The organism is Streptomyces sp. NPDC058880 (assembly GCF_042742535.1).
In the GTDB taxonomy this organism is placed as follows: Bacteria; Actinomycetota; Actinomycetes; order Streptomycetales; family Streptomycetaceae; genus Streptomyces.
Window position 1 is genome coordinate 142,440 of the sequence record NZ_JBHYMC010000003.1, and the last position, 19,621, is coordinate 162,060.

Consider the following 19,621-nt stretch of genomic DNA (forward strand, 5'->3'; position numbering starts at 1 on the left):
GGCCGCCCGGCCATCATGGCCGGATGGACGAGGAGATTGCGGGCCGGCTGTCGCCGTACGTACGCAGGCCGAAGCGCGCGTTGCTGCCCGGCTCGCCCGCCCCGCTGCCGCTGCGGCGCCGGATCGGCGACTTCTTCCTCTTCCGCTTCCTCACCGCGCTGCCCGACGACCTCGCCGACGCCGTGGCCGCGCTCCTCGACCCCTTCCAGCGGACCGCCCGCCTGGCCGGGCGGCTCCTGCACGGACCGGCCCTGCGCGGCGGCTGGGCGAGCCGGGCCGGGCGCTTCGCCCTGGCCCTGCACGGCTTCCACTGGGCGCACTGGCAGGCCGAGACCGAGGGGCCCGGCGGCCTGTTCACCGCGCGGCGCATCGACGGCCCGGTGGCCGCGGGCACGGTGACGGCGCGGCCGCCCTGGGGCCGCGGCGACCCGGCCCGCGGGGCGCACACCGCCGTCTGCTCGCTGCGCCGCGTCCCCCGGCTGCGCCGCCGGCCGGCCCGGGTGGACCTGGTGTTCACCGACGGCTCGTGGCTGGCCCTGCGGATGGGCAGCCGGGCGGACGCGGCCCGGCTGCGCGCCGCGCTCGGGCCCGCACGCAGCACGGAGGCACCGGGTGCGACGCCGCCGCCGTCCGCGCCGGCGGGTGCGCGCGGGGCCGGCCCCGGGCCGGAAATCGGGGTGCGGGCCGGCCGGGACACACCATAGGGTCGATGCCCGTGGAACCACTCAGCGAGAAACAGATCCGCACATCCTTCGTGAACTGCACCAAGGGCGAGGCGGCGCGCCTGCGCCTGCCCCTGGACTTCTCCGAACTTCCCTGGGAGGACCTGGACTTCCTGGGCTGGGTCGACCCGGGCGCTCCGCTGCGGGCCCACCTCGTGCTGCCCCGGGAGGAGGGCCCGCTGGGGATCTCGCTGCGCGTGCCGTCGGTGGGCCGCACCAGCGCGGTGAAGTCCAGCCTGTGCCAGATCTGCCTGACAGGTCACGCCTCCTCCGGGGTCACCCTGCTCGCCGCGCCGCTGGCGGGCGCCCGCGGCCGCGAGGGGAACACGGTCGGCACCTACGTCTGCGCGGACCTGGCCTGCCCCCTGTACGTCCGCGGGAAGCGGCAGCCGAAGCTGCGCGGCGGGCGGCAGGAGGAGTCGCTGACCGTGGGCGAGCGCCTCGCCCGCATGGAGGCCAACCTGAACGGCTTCGTCTCCCGCGTCACCGGGGTCACGGTCGGCTGAGCCGCCCGCGCCCGAACCTGCCGGATGTGGCCGTCAGATGCGGTCGGCCGCCGGTTTGTGGTTGCCCTGGAGGCGTTCGAGGTCGGAAGGGCGTACCTGGATGACGAACACCGCGATCGCCGCACCGACCAGGGTGAAGAGGGCCGCCACGACGAAGGCCGCGCTGATGCCGGAGGTGAGCACCTGGTCGCCCCACGGCTTCGGGAGCTGGCCGGTGCGCTCGAAGAAGGCCTTCTGTACGGGGCCGGCCGTGGCGAGGAAGTCCGGCACCAGTTCCTTGGCCTCGTTGCGACTGGCCGTGCCGTACACGGTCACCAGGATCGACAGGCCGAGGGAGCCGCCCACCTGCTGCATCGTGTTCAGCAGCCCGGATGCCGCTCCCGACTCTCGGTCGGGGACGTTGGACAGGGCCATCAGCGTCAGCGAGACGAACTGCAGGCCCATACCGAGGGCGAAGAGCAGCATCGGGCCGAGGATGCTGCCGAGGTAGGTGGAGTGGACGTCGGTTTGCGTCAGCCAGGCGAGACCGGCCGCCGAGGACAGTGCGCCGCCGACCATGAATGGTTTGGGCCCGAACTTCGGCAGGAGCTTGGCGGTGAGGCCCGCACCCACCGCGATCACCGCGCTGACGGGCAGGAAGGCGAGGCCGGCCTGGATCGGGCTGAAGCCGAGCACGATCTGGACGAAGAGGGTCAGGAAGAAGAACATGCCGAAGATCGCGCAGGCGAGCATGAGCATGATCCCGTAGGTTCCGGCCCGGTTGCGGTCGGCGAACATGTGCAGCGGGGTGATGGGCTGTGGCGACCGCCGCTCGTTGAGGACGAAGAGCGTCAGCAGGACCACGGCGGCTCCGAAGGAGCCGAGCGTCACCGGGTCGCGCCAGCCTTCCTGGGAGGCCCGGATGAAGCCGTAGACGAGCGCGACCATGCCGAGGGTGGACAGCAGCGCGCCGGCGAAGTCGAAGTGGCCGGGGTGGCGTTCGGACTCGCGCAGGACCTTGGAGGCCAGTACGGCGATCACCAGCGCGATGGGGACGTTGACGAAGAGGACCCAGCGCCAGTCGAGCCACTCGACGAGGACACCGCCCGCGAGGAGTCCGATCGCGCCGCCGGCCGCCGAGACGCCGGCGAACACCCCGAACGCCTTGTTGCGGTCGGGTCCTTCGCGGAAGGTGGTGGTGATCAGCGCGAGGGCCGTCGGCGAGGCGATGGCGCCGCCGACGCCCTGGAGGGCACGTGCGGCCATCAACTGTCCCTCGTTCTGGGCGAGTCCACCAAGGAGCGAGGCCAGGCCGAAGAGCAGCACGCCGAAGATGAAAACGCGCTTGCGGCCGAGGATGTCGCCGGTGCGTCCGCCGAGGAGGAGCAGGCCGCCGAAGGCGAGGGTGTAGGCGTTGACGACCCAGGAGAGGCTTTCGGTCGAGAAGTTCAGCGCAGTCTGGATGTGCGGCAGCGCGATGTTCACGATGGTGATGTCGAGAACCACCATGAGCTGGCAGGACGCGATGACGACCAGGGCGAGTGTGCTGCCGCCTCCCCGGACCGCGCCGTCCTTGCCGTCGGTCCGTCTGCTGCTCGGCGTTGCGTTCGGGTCCACCCTCCCGACGCTAAGCCCGCACCCCTGGGGCCACCACTCGAACGGCCTAGTGGTGGTGACATTTCACATGTCACACTACGATCATGGATGACTTTCTCAGGCTCTCCGCGAGCACGGCCCGATTCACCCACGGCGCCCCGCGGGCACTGTCTTTCGGGGACGACGGCCGCCTCCTCTGGTTCCTCCGGTCGACCGGACCCACCGACGCCTTCGACAGCCTCTGGGTGCTCGACACCGCCACCGGCGCCGAGATCCGGCTTGCCGATCCGCGCGACCTGTGCCCCGAGCCCGGCACCCTCCCCACCGCCGAACGCCGGCTGCGCGAGCGGACCCGCCTCGTCGCCGCCGGGATCGGCTCCTACGCCCTCTCCGGCGACGGGCGCCGCGCCGCCTTCGCGCTGTACGGCAGGCTCTACGAGGTCACCGCCGCGGGCGCTGGATCCGGGACCGTCAGGGAGATCCCCGCCGCCGGACCCGCGCTGGACCCGCGCCCCAACTCCGACGGCTCGCGCACCGCCTACGTCGCCGACGACGCCCTGTACGTCGCCCCGGGCGGCCGGGTCAGCCCCGACGACGGAGCCCGCTGGGGCCTGGCCGAATTCGCCGCCGCCGAGGAGCTCGGCCGCTCCCGGGGCCACTGGTGGTCGCCCGACGGAGTCACGCTGCTCGCCGCACGCGTCGACGAATCCGCCCTCCAGCGACGGTGGTTCGCCGACCCCGCCCACCCCGAGCTGCCGGCCGAGGACTTCGCCTACCCGGAGGCGGGCGGCCCCAACGCCGAGGTGCAGCTCTGGGTGCTCGGCGAGACCCGGGTACGGATCGAGTGGGACTGCGAGACCTACCCCTACGTCTCCGACGCGGGCTGGGAGTCGGCCTCGGAGATCCTGCTGACGGTCCAGGACCGGCTCCAGCGCACCGTGCTGCTGCTCTCCGCCGACCCGGCCACCGGCCGCACCCGGGAGCTGTCCCGCACCACGCACCCCCAGTGGGTGGACCCGCTGGTCCCCGGCACTCCGGCCCGCCTGCCCGACGGGCGGATGTTGACCGCGGCCGACACCCCCGACGGGGCCGCCCGGGCCCTCGCCGTGGACGGAGCACTCCTCACCGGGGACGACGTCCAGGTCCGCGGGGTGGCCGGGGTCCACGAAGGCCGGCTGCTGGTCGAGGCCGGACTGCGCGATCCGGCCGAACAGCAGGTGCTGCTGCTGGACACCGCCACCGGGGAGGTGACCCCGCTCGCCGACGGTCCCGGCGTCCACAGCGCGACCGCCTCGGCCGGCTTCCTGCTGCTGACCTCCGCCGACGCCGACGGCGTGCGGCGCGTCGTACGGACCCCCGACGGGCGGGAACTGGTCCCGGCCGACCTGTCGCAGCCACTGCCGTACCGGGTGGCCCCGGTCCTGGAGCGGGTCACCGAGTACGGCGTGCCCACCGCGCTCGTACTGCCCCGCGGGCACGTCCCCGGGCGGAAGCTGCCCGTCCTGATGGACAGTTACGGCGGTCCCGGTGCGCAGGACATCACCGCCGACCCGCGCCGCTGGCAGCACCGGCAGTGGTGGGCCGACCAGGGCTTCGCGGTGGTGACCGTCGACAACCGCGGCACCGCGTACGTCTCGCCCTCCCACACCCACGCCATGTACCGCGGCTTCTCCGAGGTCACCCTGGACGACCAGGTCGCGGCACTGCACGCGCTGGCTGCGCGCCACGGCGAGCTCGACCTGGGCCGGGTCGGCGTCCGCGGCTGGTCCTACGGCGGCTACCTGTCGGCGATGGCCGTACTGCGCCGCCCCGACGTCTTCCACGCCGCGGCCGCCGGGGCCGCGCCGACCGACTTCCGGCACTACGACACCGCCTACACCGAGCGCTACCTGGGCCTGCCCCAGGACCACCCGGAGGTCTACGACCGGGACTCGCTCCTGCCCGACGCCCCGAAACTGACCCGCCCGCTGCTGCTGGTCACCGGCCTGGCCGACGACAACGTCCACCCGTCGCACACCCTGCGCCTGTCGCAGGCCCTGACGGACGCGGGCCGCCCCCACCAGCTGCTGGCCCTCCCCGGCGTGACCCACATGACCCCGGGGGGCACCCGCGAGAAGATCATGGCGTTGGAACTCGACTTCTTCCGGCGCGCACTCGCCTGACGGTCCTGCGGCGGGGCGGCCGTGGCCGCAAGTCCGGGGTGCCCCGCCGCGGTGCCGCCTCCACCGGAGCGGTCGGGGGACCCGGGGGGCGATCGTGTCGGCCCCCGGGTCCCCCGCTTCCCGTGATCCCCGTCAGTCACCCGGGAAGTGGCACGCCACCTCTCGCGAGGCGGCAGGACGCAGCAACGGGCGCTCCGTCCGGCAGATCTCCTGGGCCTTGGGGCAACGCGGGTGGAAGGTGCAGCCCGGAGGGGGAGCGGCCGGGCTCGGCGGATCGCCGAGCAGCACGATCCGCTCCCGTCGCCGCTCCGCCGCCGGGTCGGGCAGCGGCACGGCGGACAACAGCGCCCGGGTGTAGGGGTGCTGGGGGGTCTCGTAGAGGGACGCCTTGTCCCCGATCTCGACGATCCGGCCGAGGTACATGACGGCGACCCGGTCGCTGACCCGCTTGACCACCGACAGGTCGTGCGCGATGAACACGTAGGCCAGGCCCAGTTCGGCGCGCAGGCGCTCCATCAGGTTGACGATCTGCGCCTGGACGGAGACGTCGAGCGCGGAGACCGGTTCGTCGGCGACGATCAGCCGGGGGCTGGTCGCCAGCGAGCGGGCGATGCCGATGCGCTGGGCCTGGCCGCCGGAGAACTCGTGCGGGTAGCGGTCGATGTGCTCGGGGATCAGCCCGACGAGTTCCATCAGGTCGGCGGCGCGGCGCCGGGCGTCACCCGCGCTCCAGCCCTGCACCAGCAGTGGTTCGGAGATGATCCGGGCCACGGTCTGCCGGGGGTTCAGCGAGGAGTGCGGATCCTGGAAGACCATCTGGATGTTCTTGCGCAGCGGGCGCAGGGAGCCCTGTGAGAGGCGGCTGATGTCCTCGCCCTCGAAGACGATCCGGCCCGAGGTGGGCTCCAGCAGCCGCACGAGCATCCGCCCGGTGGTGGACTTCCCACAGCCCGACTCCCCCACCAGGCCCAGGGTCCGACCGGCCGCCAGGTCGAAGGAGACCCCGTCGACGGCGCGCACGGGCGCCCCCCGGCGCCCGGTCGCGGACCGCCGGCCGGGAAAGGTCATGGTGAGGTCCCGTACGGACAGCAGTGGTGCGCCCGTCGGGCCGCTCGCCCCGGTCGTGGTACCGGTCGTGGTACCGGTCGTGGCGTCCATCGTGCTGCCGTTCGCGGTGCCGGTCATCGGGCCGCCTCCTGTGTTGGTGCGGCGGGGGCCCCGGCGAAGTGGCAGGCCACGGTCCGTCCGGGCCCGTCCCCGTACGCAGCCGGATCCGGCCGCTCGCCGGTGCAGCGTTCGGCCGCCCGGGGGCAGCGCGGCGCGAAGGCGCAGCCGGGCGCGGGTGCGAGGAGGGACGGCGGGGACCCGGGGATGAAGGGGAGCGGTTCGTCGTCGGCGGTGTCGAGGCGGGGCAGCGAGTCGAGCAGCCCCCGGGTGTAGGGGTGGGCGGGATCGGTGAAGAGCGCCTCGACGGGGGCCTGTTCGACGGCGCGTCCGCCGTACATGACCAGGACCTCGTGGGCGACGCGGGCGACGACGCCCAGGTCGTGGGTGATCATCACGACGCCGAGTCCGCGCTCCTGCTGGAGCCTCGCGATCAGTTCGAGGATCTGCGCCTGCACGGTGACGTCCAGGGCTGTGGTCGGCTCGTCGGCGATCAACAGGTCGGGTTCGCAGGCCAGGGCCATGGCGATCATCGCGCGCTGGCGCATGCCGCCGGAGTACTGGTGCGGGTACTCCCCCGCCCGGCGCGCCGGTTCGGGGATGCCGACCTCGCCGAGCATGTCGACGGCTCGTCTGCGCGCGGCGGCCCGTCCAGCCTTGAAGTGCACCCGGAAGTGTTCGGCGATCTGCTCGCCGACGGTGTAATAGGGGTGCAGGCTGGAGAGCGGGTCCTGGAAGATCATGGCCATCCGGCGGCCGCGCACGGTGCCGAGCTCGCGCTCGCTCAGGCCGATCAGCGGCCGTCCGGCGAGCGTGACGGAGCCGCCGACCTCGACGGAGCCGCGGTGCAGGCCCATGACGGCGAGCGAGGTGACGGACTTGCCGGAGCCGGATTCGCCGACGATGCCGAGGGTGCGTCCGGCCTCGACGGTGAAGCCGACGGAGTCGACGGCCCGGACGGTCCCCCGAGGGGTGGTGAAGGTGACGCGCAGGTCGCGTACTTCGAGGAGCGGATCGGCCATCAGTACCTCACTCTCGGGTCGATGACGGCGTACAGGAGGTCGACGACGAGGTTGGCGACGACGATGAAGAAGGCCGCCAGCAGGGTGACGCCGAGGACCACGGGCTGGTCGGAGCTGACGAGGGCGCCGTAGAAGAGCCGTCCGATGCCGGGGAGTCCGAAGATCGACTCGGTGATCACGGCGCCGGCGAGCAGCCCGCCGAGGTCGATGCCGAAGAGGGTCAGGATCGGCGTCATCCCGGAGCGCAGGCCGTGTTTGACGACGACCGTCCGCTCGGGCAGGCCCTTGGCGCGGGCGGTGCGGATGTAGGGCTCGGCCATCGCCTCGATCATCGAGCCCCGGCTCTGGCGCGCGTACATGGCGGCGTAGAGCAGCGCGAGCGCGGTCCAGGGCAGGAGCAGGTTCGAGGCCCATCCGAGCGGGTTGTCGGTGAAGGGTTGGTAGGCGGGGTAGGGCAGCAGTCCGGCGATGCGGATGACGCCGTGGATGAGCATCACCGCGGTGAAGTACACGGGCAGCGAGGCGGCGGCCACGGCACCGACCATCAGGGCCTTGTCGGTGGCGGTGTCCTTGCGCAGGGCGGCGGTGACCCCGGCACCGAGGCCGAGGAGGAGCCACAGCACGGCGGCGCCGAGGGCCAGGGAGGCGGAGACGGGGAGCCGGTCCATGAGCAGGTCCCACACGGGCAGGGAGCTCTCGTACGAGTAGCCCAGGCAGGGGAAGTCGCAGGTGACGGCGTACTGGCCGGTGCCGAGGGTGCGGCCGGTGAAGATGCCGGTCAGGAAGTCGGCGAACTGCTTGACCAGGGGCTGGTCGAGGCCCAGGTGGACGCGTACGTCGGCCAGCCGCTCGGCGCTGCAGGTCTTGCCGCAGGCGGCCGCGGCCGGGTCCGCGGGCAGGACGTAGAAGATGAGGAAGGTGACGGCCGTGATGGCGAGGAGCACTCCGGCGAGGGCGAGCAGCCGGCGGGCGAGGTAGAGGATCACGTGCGCCCTCCCCTCGGGTCGAGGATGTCGCGCAGCGCGTCGCCGAGCAGGGTGAAGGCGAGCACGGCGAGGAAGAGGAAGACGCTGGGGATGACGAAGTACATGGGGTCGGTCTCGTAGTAGGCGACGGACTCGGCGATCATCTGGCCCCAGGAGGGGGTGGGCGGGCGGACGCCGACGCCGAGATAGCTGAGAGCCGCCTCGGTGCTGATCATCCCGGGGATGAGCAGGGTGGTGTAGGCGATGACGGGGCCCGCCACGCCCGGCAGGACCTCGCGGGTGAGGATGCGCCAGGGGCCGGCGCCGCCGACGCGGGCGGCGTCGACGTACTCGCGGTGTCTGAGGGAGAGGGCCTGGCCGCGGACCACCCGGGCGATGCCGGGCCAGCCGAAGAGGCCGATGACCACGGTCATGAGGACGAGCCGGTTGACGTCCTTGGCCACGGACAGCATGGCGATCATGAAGATCAGGGAGGGGAAGGACATGGTCAGGTCCATGAGCCGGGACAGGGCCGCGTCGGTGCGGCCGCCGAAGTAGCCGGCGGCGATCCCGGCGGCGGTGCCGGCGAGGACCACGATCGTGGTGGCCGCGAAAGCGATCAGGAGGGAGACCTGCGCGCCGTGGACGACCCGGGCGAACAGGTCGCGGCCGGTGACGGGTTCCACGCCGAGCCAGTGCTCGGTTCCGATCCCGCCGAAGGCGCCGATCGGCTGGCCCCCGAGATAGGGGTCGACGGCATTCTTGTCGAACTCGTGCGGGGACCAGCCGCCGAGCGCGCCCAGCCAGGGCGCGGTGGCGGCCATCAGGACGAAGAGCCCGACGATGGCGAGGCTGACGCGGACGGCGGGGCGGCGGCGGAGCTCCTGGCGGGCGAGCTGCCAGGGACTGCTGCCGGGCGCCGCCGCGGGCCGGTCCGGGGCGGCGGCGCGGGCCGCTGCTGTGGTGGTCATGGGGTCGGGGGCTCCGGATTCCTCAGCCCTGGCTCTTCGCGGGGTCCTTGAGGCCGACCGTGGCGTAGTCGATGGTGCCGGTCCACACGGGGTGGCCGAAGGCGCCCGCGATGTTCGTGCCGACGAGGAGGGGCTTGCGCTCCAGCAGGATCGGGACGTTGGGGGACTTGGCCATCAGGGTCGCGTCGAGGTCGATCCAGGCTTGGTTGGCCTGCTGGGCGTCGGCCATGGCGCTGATTTCGTCGATGCGCTTGATGACCTCCTCGTCGCGGAACTGGCTGTAGTTGCCCTGGTTGCCCTTGGGCTTGATGGTGCGTCCGTCGAAGACGAAGGGGATCCAGGTGGAGCCGGAGGGGTAGTCCGGGCACCAGCCGGTGAGGGTCATGTCGGGGGTGGTGGACAGGTCTCCGATGACGTCGTAGTAGGCGCCGGGGTCGACGGTGTCGATGACGACCTCGATGCCCGCGCGGGACAGGCCCTGCTGGATGGCCTCGGCCTTGCCCTTGTCGCCGGTGGAGACGGAGAGGGAGACCTTCAGGGTCTCCTTGCCCGCGGCCTTGAGCAGTTCCTTGGCCTTGGCGGGGTCGCCGGCCGGGGGGATCTTCAGGGTGTCGGCCTGCTTGCCGCCGGAGAGGGCCGGGGGCAGGTAGGCAGTGGCGATCTCGTTGAGGGCGGGTCCGCCGCCCGCCGTGACGACGGCCTCCTTGTCGACGGCGTACTGCATGGCCTGGCGGACCTTGGGGTCGTCGAAGGGGGCGCGTGAGTTGTTGAGGTGCAGCATCTCGGTGCAGCCTTGGGACTCGGCGAGCAGCCGGGCCTTGACGTCGGGCTTGGGCAGCACCTTGGGGGCGCTCTCGGGGCGCATGTCGGCGTACTGCACGGTGGAGGCGTCGGCCCCCTCGCCGGCGATGATCCGGTCGTCGATCTGGCCGCCCTTGAGGCCCATGACGACCACGAACTTGTCCGGATAGGCCTTGCGGACGGTGTCGGTGCCCGGGTCCCAGTGCTCGTTGCGGACGAGGACGAGCTTCTTGTCGCGGTCGTACGACTCGATCTTGTAGGGGCCCGACGAGAACGGGCGGGCGTCGTACTGGGTGCCCTTCTCCTGGGACTGGGGCACCGGGGCGAAGGTCGGCAGGGTGGCGGTCGCGGAGAACTCGGCCACGGGGCGCTTGAGTTCGAAGACGATCGTGCGGTCGTCCGGGGTCTTGACGGAGTCGAGGTGCTGCCCCTGGAGGGGCCCCTTGTAGCCGTCGGTGCCGGCCAGGTACTGGGCGGCGTAGTCGGGGCCGCCGGTGAGGTCGGGGGCGAAGGAGCGCTCGACGTTGTACTTGACGTCCTGGGCCCTGACCGGGCTGCCGTCCTCGTACTTCACGCCCTCCTTGAGGGTGAAGGTCCAGGTGCGGCCGCCGTTGGAGGGGGTTCCGAGGTCGGTGGCGAGGTCGGGGACCAGCTCGCTGCCCGCCTTGCCGGGCTCGGCCTTGAACGTGACGAGCGTGCGGTAGAGCAGGCGGGTGCCGAAGTCCATGGTCGGCATGACCCAGTTGCGGGCGGGGTCGAGGTGGGCGAAGTCCTGGTTGGACAGGACGGTGAGGGTGCCGCCCCTGACCGGGGTACCGCCGAGGATCTTGCCGTCGTTGGCGGCGGCCGGGTTCGAGGCACCGGATCCCGCCGAGCCCTTCCCGCTGCCGGAGCAGCCCGAGGCACCGAGTGCGAGTGCGGCCACCAGGGCGGTGGCGAGGGCGAGTTGGGTGCGCTTGGTCATGGGTCACTCCAGGGAAGGGCACGCTCAGCGGCTCTACGATGTGACCGGTAACATAGTAATGTGAAATTGCACTGACAAGGGGTTGGGCCTGCCGTTATGCAGCCGTGTCCGAGCTCCGCCAGTCCGTTGCGGCCGATAGGCCCGCGTGCGCCTGCCGTTGGTGAGGGTGGCGGCCGACGTCAGGCCGTCCGGGCCGTGGCGGGCTGCCGGGGTCGCGTGCTGCGCGAAGAGGCGGCGGACGGGTGGGACCACCGGTCGGGTCGGTGGTCGGTGGGGCCGGGGGGCGGCGGTCCGGGTGCCCCCCGGCCCGCCCCCTCGACGCCGGCGCCGTGGACTTCGCGGCCACCGCACTCAGCCCGGGGTCAAGCCGGTGTGCGGGCCCTCCGTGCACAGCCGCAGGCCGAGGCGGGACCGCAGGGCCCGGGCGGTGGTCCGCACCTCGTCGTCCATCGCGCCGTCCGCGACGACGTCGAGCACGGCGAGGGCGAGGTCGGCCTCGGCCCGGGTGAGGAGGGGGAGTCGTTCGGGTTCGGCCGTGGATTCGATCTCCTCGGCCACGATGCTGGTGTACAGGTCGTCGAGCGTCACGTGGGGGCAAACGCTTCGGCCGGAGCCCGGTCACGGGCGGGGAGAGGGACTTTGCCGCCCGATGACCGACCCGGCCGGATGCGCCGGGCGGCTCCGGTCGGCGCTGGGGAACGGCCCTTCTCGCGCATCCGCCCGATCGGGTCGACCGTCCCGGCGGCGTACCTCGTGAACATCGGAGCCCGCTCGGACCGGTCGGCCGTGGCGGCCTCCGCGGGCCGCCGCGGCCGATCTGGTCGAGGGCCGACCGCCCCGATGGCCGGCTGCCGCCTTTCGGACCTCGAAGCGGCCGTCGGCCTCGCGGCACGTTACCGGATCACGGCGTCAGCGCACCGGGCCCAGGCCACCCAAAGTGCGTCCCACCGGTTCGTCGCGGCCCTGGGCCCACAGGGAGCGGACGTGGCCCAGGTGGCGCAGCATGCAGGCCTCCGCCGCCTTCGCGTCTCCATTGATCATCAGATCCAGCAGTTCCAGGTGCTCCTCGGCGGAGGAGACCAGCTTGCCCGCCTCGTCCAGTCCGGTCAGCCCGTAGAGGCGGGAGCGCTTGCGCAGGTCGCCGACGGTCTCCACGAGCCGTTCGTTGCCCGCGAGGCCCAGCAGCGTCAGGTGGAAGCGGCGGTCGGCCTCCAGGTAGCCGATGAGGTTGTGTTCGCGGGCGCTGGTGACGATCTCCTCCGCGACGGGGCGCAGTTCCTCCAGTTGTTCGGCCGTGGCCGTCTTGGTGATCCGGCCGATGGTCGGCACCTCGATCATGGTGCGCAGCTCGGTGTACTGGTCGAGGTCGCGCTCGCTGACCTCGGTGATCCGGAAGCCCTTGTTGCGGACCGGTTCGACCAGGCCCTCCCGTGCCAGGTCGAGCATGGCCTCGCGCACCGGGGTTGCCGACACGCCGAGTTCGGCCGCGAGGCCGGGGGCGGAGTAGACACTGCCGGGGCGCAGCTCGCCCGCTATCAGAGCGGCTCGGAGGGCGTGCCCGACCTGGTCGCGGAGTCGTTCCTGGGCCTTGATGAGACTGTGCTGCTTCAGGTCACCCATTGCGTTTCCTCCGAGACCCTTTCACCTGCCGATGAGCAGGGCAACAGCGTACAATGTCACGTTGCGCTGCTCACACTCCAGCGGCCTCGTAGAGCGCGACCGCCACGGCAAGATCTTCCCAGGCCATGCCCACACTCTTGAAGAGCTGTGGACAACCCCGCTCCCCGCCGACCGGCAGCTGTCCGGCGACCAGGTCCGCGAGCGTGCCGGTGATGTGCCCCGGCCCGATGGCCCCCTCCGCCTCCGGGACGAGCAAATCACCCGCCTCTCGCAGCGCGGCCGCCCGCGACTCCACGTACACCGCCGCGCGTCGCACGAGGGCGGTGTCGGTCTCCCGGGCGGTCGGCTCGTGCGACCCGACCGCCACGACCACCGCGTCCGGCCGCACGAGCCGCCCATCGAAGAGCGGTTCGCGGGCCGTGGTGCAGCAGACGACGAGGTCGGCGTCGGCCACGTCCCCGGGGGTGCCGGTCCGGGCGGGCGGACCCAGAGTGCGGGCGTGCGCCGCAAGCCGTTCGGCCCGCTCCCCGTTCCGAGCGACCACCACCACGCACTCCACCACCCGCTCGGCGAGGACGGCTTCGAGGTGGCCGTACGCCTGCGGGCCGGAGCCGAACAGCACCACGCGCAGCGGGCGCCCGGCCGGCGCCAGGTGGCGCAGCGCGAGCGCCGAGACCGCCGGTGTGCGCAGGGCGGTCAGGGCCGCGCCGTCGAGCAGGGCCAGCGGGCGCAGGGTGGGACCGTCCAGCAGGAAGTAGGAGCCGGTGATGCGGGGCAGCCCGCGGGCCGGGTTCCCGGGCGCGACACCGGCGATCTTCACCCCGGCGTAGGCGCCGGACGCGGCCGGCATCAGCAGCAGTTCACCGTCGCCGGGGACGGCGATCGCGGAGCGCGGGGGGGCAGCTCTCCGGGTCGAGGCCGCCGCGCAGGGCGGCGGCCAGGGCGTCGGCCGCCGCGGCCGGGCCGAGCAGCGCGGCCATGGCCCCGGCGTCCAGCTGGGGTGTCCCGGCTTCCCCCGTCACAGCAGGAACCCGGCGCCGAGGGCGTCGTGCGGGTCGACGCAGAAGGCGTGTTCACCCGTGCGGTAGGCGCTGCCGGTCACCTCGGTGACCCCGCCGTCCAGCATCCGGCCGGTGAACACGGTGCCGGTGACGGACTCGCTCAACAGGTCCTCGCCCGGGCCGAGCCGTCCGTCCTCGGCGAGCAGGGCGACCCGCGTCGAGGTGCCGGAGCCGCAGGGCGAGCGGTCGACCTGCCCGTCGGCGAAGACGGTCACGTTGCGCTGGTGCGGCCCGAACGGTGTGTCGGGCAGGTCCTCGTGGAGGATCACGCCGTAGACCCCGGACAGCAGCGGGCCGTCGGGGTGCCAGGTGGCGGGATGGCCGGCGAGGGCGGCCCGGATCTCCTGCCCGGCGCGCACCAGCGCGGGCAGCGCGGCGCGCGAGACCTCCAGGCCGAGATCGCGCGCCCGGACGGAGGCGTAGCAGGCGCCGGCGTGCGCGATGTCCGCCTCCGCCAGTCCCACCGAGGTCGCCACGGGCACCTTCCGGGCGCTCACCCGGGCCGGGACGTTGCGGAAGGTGACCCCGGTGGTGCGTCCCCCGCCGCGGTGGACGGTGGCGGTCACCCGCCCGGACGGTACGTCGATCCGCACCGGGGCGTCCCCGTCGTCCGGGGCGGGGACCCGGCCGCTGTCCACCGCCCAGGCCCCGAGGGCCATGGTGCCGTGGCCGCATGCCGTGGAGTAGCCGTCCTTGTGCCAGAACAGGACACCGAAGTGGGCCCCGTCGTCGTCGGCGGGAACCACGAACCCGCCGTACATCCCGGCGTGGCCGCGCGGCTCCTGGACCAGCAGCCGCCGTACGTCGTCCAGCGCGCCCCGGCGCGGCGCGGTGCCCGATCCGCCGGGGCCGATGGCGGTGGCACAGCGCTCGGCGACGGTGTCCCCCGGCACGGGCGGCATGCCCTCGCCTGCGGTGTCGACGATCCGGAAGGGCTCGCCGGCGGTGTGGTAGTCCACCGTTCGGACGCTGATCACAGCAGGAAGCCTCCGGGGAAGGGGTCGGACGGGTCGAGGAAGTACTGGGCGGTACCGGTGATCCAGGCCCGACCGGTCACGGTCGGCACCACGGCGGGCAGTCCGCCGACGGTGGTGTCCGCGACCAGCCGGCCGGTGAACTCGGTGCCGATGAAGGACTCGTTGACGAAGTCGGAACCGAGCGCGAGGAGTCCCCGGGCGTGCAGCTGGGCCATCCTCGCGCTGGTGCCCGTACCGCAAGGCGAGCGGTCGAACCATCCCGGATGGATGGCCATGGCGTGCCGGGAGCGGCGGGCGTCGGAGCCGGGAGCGGCGAGGTAGACGTGCTTGACGCCGGCGATGGAGGGGTTCTCGGGGTGGGCGGGCCGGTCGGGGCCCGCGTTGATGGCGTCCATGACGGCCAGCCCGGCGGCGAGCAGGTCGTCCTTGCGGGTGCGGTCGAAGGGCAGCCCGAGGGAGTCGAGTTCGACGAAGGCGTAGAAGTTGCCGCCGTAGGCGAGGTCGTAGGTGACCGTGCCGTGGCCGGGCACGTCGGCCTTGAGGTCGAGTCCGACACTGAAGGAGGGGACGTTGGTGAGGGTGACGGCGGTGGCCGCGCCGTCCTCCACCCGCACGTCGACGCTCACCAGTCCGGCCGGGGTGTCGAGCCGGACGGTGGTGACCGGTTCGACGACGGGCACCATGCCGGTCTCGACCAGGACGGTGGCCACTCCGATGGTGGCGTGCCCGCACATGGGCAGCAGGCCCGACACCTCGATGTAGAGCACGCCGTAGTCGGCGTCGGGGCGGGTCGGGGGCTGCAGGATGGCGCCGCTCATGGCGGAGTGCCCGCGCGGCTCGTACATCAGCAGGGTCCGTACGTGGTCCATGTGCTCGATGAAGTGGAGCCGCTTCTCCGCCATGGTGGCGCCGGGGACCACTCCGACTCCCCCGGTGACGACCCGGGTCGGCATGCCCTCGGTGTGTGAGTCCACCGCGTGGTAGACGTGGCGCGTGCGCATCAGGGGTCCCCTCCTGCTGGTTAGTTCAGTCCCTCGGCGAGGGCCTTCTCGGTGGCGGCGCGGACGGCGGCCTCGGTGTCGCCGGTGAGCGGGAAGCGCGGCGGGCGGGTGGCGCCGCCGGGGCGGCCTGCCAGGTCCATGGAGAGCTTGATGGCCTGGACGAACTCGGTCTTGGAGTCCCAGCGCAGCAGGGAGTGCAGGGACTTGTAGAGCGGCAGGGCGGTCTCCAGGTCTCCGGCGACGGCGGCCCGGTAGAGGGTGGCGCAGGAGCGCGGCAGGGCGTTGGGGTAGCCGGCGATCCAGCCGACCGCGCCCGCGAGCGCGAGTTCGAGGAGGACGTCGTCGGCGCCGATGAGCAGGTCGAGGCCCGGGGCGAGTTCCGCGATCTCGTAGGCGCGGCGCACGTCACCGCTGAACTCCTTGACGGCGACGATGGATCCGTCGGCGTGCAACCGCGCGAGCAGGGAGGGGACCAGGTCCACCTTGGTGTCGATGGGGTTGTTGTACGCGACCACGGGCAGCCCGGCGCGGGCGACCTCGGCGTAGTGGGCGCGTACGGTCTCCTCGTCCGCGCGGAAGGCGTTGGGCGGCAGCAGGAGCACGGAGCCGGCGCCGACCTCGGCGGCCTGCTCGGCCCAGCGGCGGGCCTCGGCGCTGCCGTAGGCGGCGACGCCGGGCATCACGCGGGCGCCGTCGCCGGCGGCCTCGACGGCGGTACGCACGACGCGCGCCCGCTCCTCGTCGGTGAGGGTCTGGTACTCCCCGAGGGAGCCGTTGGGGACCACGCCGTCGCAGCCTCCCTCGATCAGCCAGGCCACGTGCTCGGCGTAGGCGTCGTAGTCGACGGTGAGGTCCTCGCGCAGGGGGAGCGCGGTAGCGACCATGATTCCGTGCCAGGGACGGGTGCGGGGCGCGGGGGTGTGCGCGTGGGTCATGAGAGGCTCCCTCGTGTGGTGTGTGACATTTTACTAGTGGGTGCGGTGCGGCCACAAGGGCCACGCCACCCCCGATCAGCGGTCGGTGGCGGGAAGTCCGGCGAGGTCGCGCAGCGGGACCGGACAGGAGAGGGGACGGCGGTCCGCGGCGGGTTCCGCTCCGGCCAGGGCGGCGACGGCCGGACCGCACATGCGGCCCTGGCACCAACCCATGCCGGCCCGGGTGAGGAGTTTGACCGTACGGGCGTCCCGCGCCCCGAGGTCACCGGCCGCCTCGCGGATCCGGCCGGCCGGGACCTCCTCGCAGCGGCACACCACGGCATCGTCCCGGAGCCAGCCGGTCCAGCCCGCGCCCGGCCGGTGGGCCGCGGCCATCGCGTCGGCGAAGGCGCGCAGCCGGTCGCGGCGGCGGGCGAGGCGGGTCAGGCGGGCCCCGTCGCCCGGGGCCGGCCGCCCCGGGCGCAGCGCCGCCGCGACGGAGTGCGCGGCCAGCTCGCCTTCGGCCAGGGCCAGCTGGGCACCGCCGATGCCGCCGGTCTCCCCCGCGGACCAGATGCCGGGGACCGAGGTGCGCTGCCCGGCGTCGACCTCCAGGGCGACGGTGCCGTCGAGGCCGGTCCGGGTGGCGCACCCGAGTCCGGTGGCGAGTTCGAGCTGGGGCACGAGCCCGTGGCCGACGGCGAGCGCGTCACAGGGGATCCGGCGGGCGGTGCCGGGCAGCGGACGCCAGTCGCGGTCGAGTCGGGACACGGTGACGGCCTCGATCCGGCCGGTGCCGTGGGCCTGCGTGACGGCGTGCCGGGTCAGCAGCCGGACGTGGCCACGGGCCAGGGCTCCCCCGTAGGCGGCGGCCTCGACGAGCTTGCCGGGATTGCGCAGCAGCGCGGGCACCTGACCCGCGTACGCGGTGTAGGCGGCGGCCTCCACCACGGCGGGCACGGCGGCTCCGGCGGCGGCGAGGGACCCGGCCACCGCGAGCAGGAGCGGACCACTGCCGGCGACCACCACGCGCCGGCCCGGCAGCACCAGTCCGCCCTTGAGCATGGCCTGCGCCCCACCGGCCCCGACCACTCCGGGCAGCGTCCAGCCGGGGAAGGGCAGTTGGCGCTCGTAGGCGCCGGTGGCGACGAGCACGGCGCGGGCCGCGACCGCCGCGGCCCGCTCGTCGGGGGCGTGGCCGGCGACGGCGTGCAGGGTCCAGCCGTCCTCTCGCGGTGCCACCGTCCACACGTGATGGAGCGGCAGGTAGACGATCCGGCCGGCCGACTCGTGGGCGCGCAGGGCGGCCGCGCGGGCCGCGAACTCGGCCCAGCCGTGGTGCAGGGCCTCGGGGCGGGCGGCACCGAGGCCCGGTGCGGGGTGGCGGTAGTACTGCCCGCCGGGGGCGTCGCCCGCGTCGAGGAGGGCCACTCGGAGTCCGAGCCCGGCGGCGGTGACGGCCGCGGCCAGTCCGGCCGGCCCGGCCCCGACCACGGCCAGGTCGACCTGCTCGGCACCGCCCGGCGCGCCGGACGCGGCGGACCCGGCGGACCCGGCGGACCCGGCGGACGCAGACGGCTGTGCGGACGGCTCCGGGGGCCGGGACGGACCGGCGGACGCAGACGGCTGTGCGGATCCGGGCCGGCCCACGGCGCGGGGCGGCTCGGCGGGGTCAGACGGCGAGGTCGGCATGGCCGGTTCCCTCCTGGGTGGTGACGGCGTCGCCGGGCCGGGCGGGGACCAGGCAGGCGCGCTGGTTCGGGCGGCCGTTGACGGTGACGAGGCAGTCGTAGCAGCTGCCGATCCCACAGAAGGCGCCGCGCGGCGCGCCGCCCTCCCGGGTGGTGCGCCAGGCGAGGATCCCGGCGGCCCAGAGCACCGCGGCGACGCTCTGGCCGGGCAGGGCGGGCAGTTCACGGCCGTCGAAGGTGATCTCGTACGCGGCCGCCGGGCTGCCGCCGACCAGCGAGCGGGGGCTGCGCATCAGGAGTGCTCCTCGGGGGTGTCGGCGGGGATCGGGCCGGCGCCGAAGCGGTCCGGGCGGAAGGGGTGGGCGGGCAGCGGGGGTTCGGCCCCCGTCAGCGCGGCGGCGATCATCAGCCCGGTGGCCGGGGCCAGGCCGATGCCGGCGCCCTCGTGGCCGCAGGCGTGCAGCAGTCCGGGGCGGCGGGGGTCCGGGCCGATCGCCGGGAGGTGGTCGGGCAGGTAGGGGCGGAAGCCGTGGTAGGTGCGCAGGACCCGCACGCCGGACAGGACGGGGAAGAGCTCCGCGGCCTGGGAGGCCAGCCGGCGCAGCGCCTCGGTCGACAGGCTCCGGTCGAAGCCGACCCGCTCACGGGTGGCGCCGATCAGGACCGGTCCCGAGGGGGTGCCCTCCACCACGGCCGAGGACTGCAGGGCGGCGGAGCCGCTGGCGACGTCCGCGATGTAGTCGGCCGCGTAGACCTTGTGCCGGACCACTCGCGGCAGCGGTTCGGTCACCAGGACGAAGCCGCGGCGCGGGAGGACGGGCAGGTCGGTGCCGGCCAGCGAGGCGATGTGCCCGCCCCAGGTGCCGGCCGCATTCACCACGGCGGGGGCCCGGAGTTCGCGGCGGGGGGTGCGGACGCCTCGCACGACGCCCCGGTCCAGCAGGACCTCCGTCACCTCCTCGCCGAGGTACGCCGCGGCGCCCGAGGCGGCCAGCAGCCGGGCCGCGGCCTGCGCCGGCTGGACCTGCGCGTCCTGCGGGTAGTGGAATCCCCCTGCCAGGTCCGGGGCCAGGTGGGGCTCCAGGTCGTGCAGGGCGTGCGCGGGGACCTCGACCGCGTCGACCCCGGCCGCGCGCTGGCCCTCGGCGAAGCTCCGCAGGGCCTTCACGGTGGCCTCGTCCGGGGCGACGACGAGCCCGCCCTTGGGCTCGTACTCGACCTCCCGCGGGAGGACCTCGGCCAGTTGCGTCCACAACCGCGCGGAGAGCAGGGCGAGGTCGCGTTCGGGGCCCGCCTCCTTGTCGGAGACGAGCAGGTTGCCTTCGCCGGCGCCGGTGGTGCCGCCCGCGACGGGACCGCGGTCGACGACGGCCACGGAGAGTCCGGCGCGGGCCGCGTAATAGGCGCAGGCCGCTCCGACGACGCCGGCACCGATGATCACGACGTCCAGAGGATGTCTCTTGAGCACGACAGTAATATGTCACATTCTTTAGTGCCTGCCCAGA

General features: G+C 73.6%; 19 protein-coding genes. 3 read left to right on the forward strand and 16 right to left on the reverse strand.

The window, feature by feature from the left end; genetic code table 11:
* The first annotated feature begins 23 nt into the window (after window positions 1-23).
* Together ACFW2G_RS03465 and ACFW2G_RS03470 are read left to right on the forward strand one after the other, a co-directional pair.
* Complete coding sequence (locus ACFW2G_RS03465; RefSeq protein WP_384446631.1) at window positions 24-704, forward strand: hypothetical protein; 681 nt, start codon at window positions 24-26, stop codon at window positions 702-704.
* An 11-nt stretch (window positions 705-715) separates the two neighbouring features.
* Window positions 716-1,228 carry an FBP domain-containing protein gene (locus ACFW2G_RS03470; protein WP_384446741.1) on the forward strand — a complete coding sequence of 171 codons (513 nt, stop codon included), beginning with the start codon at window positions 716-718 and terminating at the stop codon, window positions 1,226-1,228.
* Window positions 1,229-1,261: 33 nt separating this feature from the next.
* Here ACFW2G_RS03470 and ACFW2G_RS03475 read toward each other — a convergent pair whose 3' ends face one another.
* The gene (locus ACFW2G_RS03475) at window positions 1,262-2,824 is read right to left on the reverse strand and encodes an MFS transporter (protein WP_384446633.1); all 1,563 of its coding nucleotides are present in this window, start codon (window positions 2,822-2,824) and stop codon (window positions 1,262-1,264) included.
* Between the two features lie 83 nt (window positions 2,825-2,907).
* Between ACFW2G_RS03475 and ACFW2G_RS03480 the strand changes: the two genes are divergently transcribed.
* On the forward strand, window positions 2,908-4,965 hold the full coding sequence (locus ACFW2G_RS03480; protein WP_384580291.1) for an alpha/beta fold hydrolase: 2,058 nt from the start codon (window positions 2,908-2,910) through the stop codon (window positions 4,963-4,965).
* Between the two features lie 132 nt (window positions 4,966-5,097).
* Here ACFW2G_RS03480 and ACFW2G_RS03485 read toward each other — a convergent pair whose 3' ends face one another.
* The 15 genes from ACFW2G_RS03485 to ACFW2G_RS03555 form a co-directional block, all read right to left on the reverse strand.
* Window positions 5,098-6,123 (reverse strand): ABC transporter ATP-binding protein, encoded by a 1,026-nt coding sequence (locus tag ACFW2G_RS03485; RefSeq protein ID WP_384580432.1) that lies wholly within the window; start codon window positions 6,121-6,123, stop codon window positions 5,098-5,100.
* A 23-nt stretch (window positions 6,124-6,146) separates the two neighbouring features.
* Complete coding sequence (locus ACFW2G_RS03490) at window positions 6,147-7,151, reverse strand: ABC transporter ATP-binding protein (protein WP_384580289.1); 1,005 nt, start codon at window positions 7,149-7,151, stop codon at window positions 6,147-6,149.
* A complete protein-coding gene (locus tag ACFW2G_RS03495) occupies window positions 7,151-8,137 on the reverse strand; it encodes an ABC transporter permease (protein ID WP_384446639.1) in 987 nt (328 codons plus the stop codon). Before ACFW2G_RS03495 ends, ACFW2G_RS03490 begins: the two co-directional genes overlap by 1 nt.
* Window positions 8,134-9,087 carry an ABC transporter permease gene (locus ACFW2G_RS03500; RefSeq protein ID WP_384580287.1) on the reverse strand — a complete coding sequence of 318 codons (954 nt, stop codon included), beginning with the start codon at window positions 9,085-9,087 and terminating at the stop codon, window positions 8,134-8,136. The genes ACFW2G_RS03495 and ACFW2G_RS03500 overlap by 4 nt, the downstream gene beginning before the upstream one ends.
* Before the next feature lie 22 nt (window positions 9,088-9,109).
* Window positions 9,110-10,852 carry an ABC transporter substrate-binding protein gene (locus ACFW2G_RS03505; protein WP_384580285.1) on the reverse strand — a complete coding sequence of 581 codons (1,743 nt, stop codon included), beginning with the start codon at window positions 10,850-10,852 and terminating at the stop codon, window positions 9,110-9,112.
* A 351-nt stretch (window positions 10,853-11,203) separates the two neighbouring features.
* Window positions 11,204-11,440: a hypothetical protein gene (locus ACFW2G_RS03510; protein ID WP_037915220.1), complete on the reverse strand. Its 237-nt coding sequence runs from the start codon at window positions 11,438-11,440 to the stop codon at window positions 11,204-11,206.
* A 321-nt stretch (window positions 11,441-11,761) separates the two neighbouring features.
* Window positions 11,762-12,472: a GntR family transcriptional regulator gene (locus ACFW2G_RS03515; RefSeq protein ID WP_384446645.1), complete on the reverse strand. Its 711-nt coding sequence runs from the start codon at window positions 12,470-12,472 to the stop codon at window positions 11,762-11,764.
* 70 nt (window positions 12,473-12,542) lie between these two features.
* On the reverse strand, window positions 12,543-13,322 hold the full coding sequence (locus ACFW2G_RS03520) for an ornithine cyclodeaminase family protein (RefSeq protein WP_384580283.1): 780 nt from the start codon (window positions 13,320-13,322) through the stop codon (window positions 12,543-12,545).
* 10 nt (window positions 13,323-13,332) lie between these two features.
* Window positions 13,333-13,494 (reverse strand): hypothetical protein, encoded by a 162-nt coding sequence (locus ACFW2G_RS03525; protein WP_384580281.1) that lies wholly within the window; start codon window positions 13,492-13,494, stop codon window positions 13,333-13,335.
* A complete protein-coding gene (locus ACFW2G_RS03530) occupies window positions 13,491-14,510 on the reverse strand; it encodes a proline racemase family protein (protein ID WP_384580279.1) in 1,020 nt (339 codons plus the stop codon). Before ACFW2G_RS03530 ends, ACFW2G_RS03525 begins: the two co-directional genes overlap by 4 nt.
* Window positions 14,507-15,511 (reverse strand): proline racemase family protein, encoded by a 1,005-nt coding sequence (locus ACFW2G_RS03535; protein ID WP_384446649.1) that lies wholly within the window; start codon window positions 15,509-15,511, stop codon window positions 14,507-14,509. Before ACFW2G_RS03535 ends, ACFW2G_RS03530 begins: the two co-directional genes overlap by 4 nt.
* A gap of 20 nt (window positions 15,512-15,531) precedes the next feature.
* Window positions 15,532-16,446 (reverse strand): dihydrodipicolinate synthase family protein, encoded by a 915-nt coding sequence (locus ACFW2G_RS03540; RefSeq protein ID WP_384446651.1) that lies wholly within the window; start codon window positions 16,444-16,446, stop codon window positions 15,532-15,534.
* A gap of 75 nt (window positions 16,447-16,521) precedes the next feature.
* Window positions 16,522-18,117 carry an NAD(P)/FAD-dependent oxidoreductase gene (locus ACFW2G_RS03545; RefSeq protein WP_384580277.1) on the reverse strand — a complete coding sequence of 532 codons (1,596 nt, stop codon included), beginning with the start codon at window positions 18,115-18,117 and terminating at the stop codon, window positions 16,522-16,524.
* Complete coding sequence (locus tag ACFW2G_RS03550) at window positions 18,098-18,409, reverse strand: (2Fe-2S)-binding protein (protein ID WP_037915203.1); 312 nt, start codon at window positions 18,407-18,409, stop codon at window positions 18,098-18,100. Before ACFW2G_RS03550 ends, ACFW2G_RS03545 begins: the two co-directional genes overlap by 20 nt.
* Complete coding sequence (locus tag ACFW2G_RS03555) at window positions 18,409-19,584, reverse strand: NAD(P)/FAD-dependent oxidoreductase (protein ID WP_384446656.1); 1,176 nt, start codon at window positions 19,582-19,584, stop codon at window positions 18,409-18,411. Before ACFW2G_RS03555 ends, ACFW2G_RS03550 begins: the two co-directional genes overlap by 1 nt.
* Window positions 19,585-19,621: the final 37 nt, after the last annotated feature.

Bases quoted from the DNA above. Each gene is read 5' to 3' on its own strand.
- ACFW2G_RS03465 (WP_384446631.1), top strand. From the start codon at position 24: ATGGACGAGGAGATTGCGGGCCGGCTGTCGCCGTACGTACGCAGGCCG.
- ACFW2G_RS03480 (WP_384580291.1), top strand. From the start codon at position 2,908: ATGGATGACTTTCTCAGGCTCTCCGCGAGCACGGCCCGATTCACCCAC.
- ACFW2G_RS03485 (WP_384580432.1), bottom strand. From the start codon at position 6,123: ATGGACGCCACGACCGGTACCACGACCGGTACCACGACCGGGGCGAGC.
- ACFW2G_RS03490 (WP_384580289.1), bottom strand. From the start codon at position 7,151: ATGGCCGATCCGCTCCTCGAAGTACGCGACCTGCGCGTCACCTTCACC.
- ACFW2G_RS03500 (WP_384580287.1), bottom strand. From the start codon at position 9,087: ATGACCACCACAGCAGCGGCCCGCGCCGCCGCCCCGGACCGGCCCGCG.
- ACFW2G_RS03505 (WP_384580285.1), bottom strand. From the start codon at position 10,852: ATGACCAAGCGCACCCAACTCGCCCTCGCCACCGCCCTGGTGGCCGCA.
- ACFW2G_RS03515 (WP_384446645.1), bottom strand. From the start codon at position 12,472: ATGGGTGACCTGAAGCAGCACAGTCTCATCAAGGCCCAGGAACGACTC.
- ACFW2G_RS03520 (WP_384580283.1), bottom strand. From the start codon at position 13,322: ATGCCGGCCGCGTCCGGCGCCTACGCCGGGGTGAAGATCGCCGGTGTC.
- ACFW2G_RS03535 (WP_384446649.1), bottom strand. From the start codon at position 15,511: ATGCGCACGCGCCACGTCTACCACGCGGTGGACTCACACACCGAGGGC.
- ACFW2G_RS03540 (WP_384446651.1), bottom strand. From the start codon at position 16,446: ATGACCCACGCGCACACCCCCGCGCCCCGCACCCGTCCCTGGCACGGA.
- ACFW2G_RS03545 (WP_384580277.1), bottom strand. From the start codon at position 18,117: ATGCCGACCTCGCCGTCTGACCCCGCCGAGCCGCCCCGCGCCGTGGGC.
- ACFW2G_RS03550 (WP_037915203.1), bottom strand. From the start codon at position 18,409: ATGCGCAGCCCCCGCTCGCTGGTCGGCGGCAGCCCGGCGGCCGCGTAC.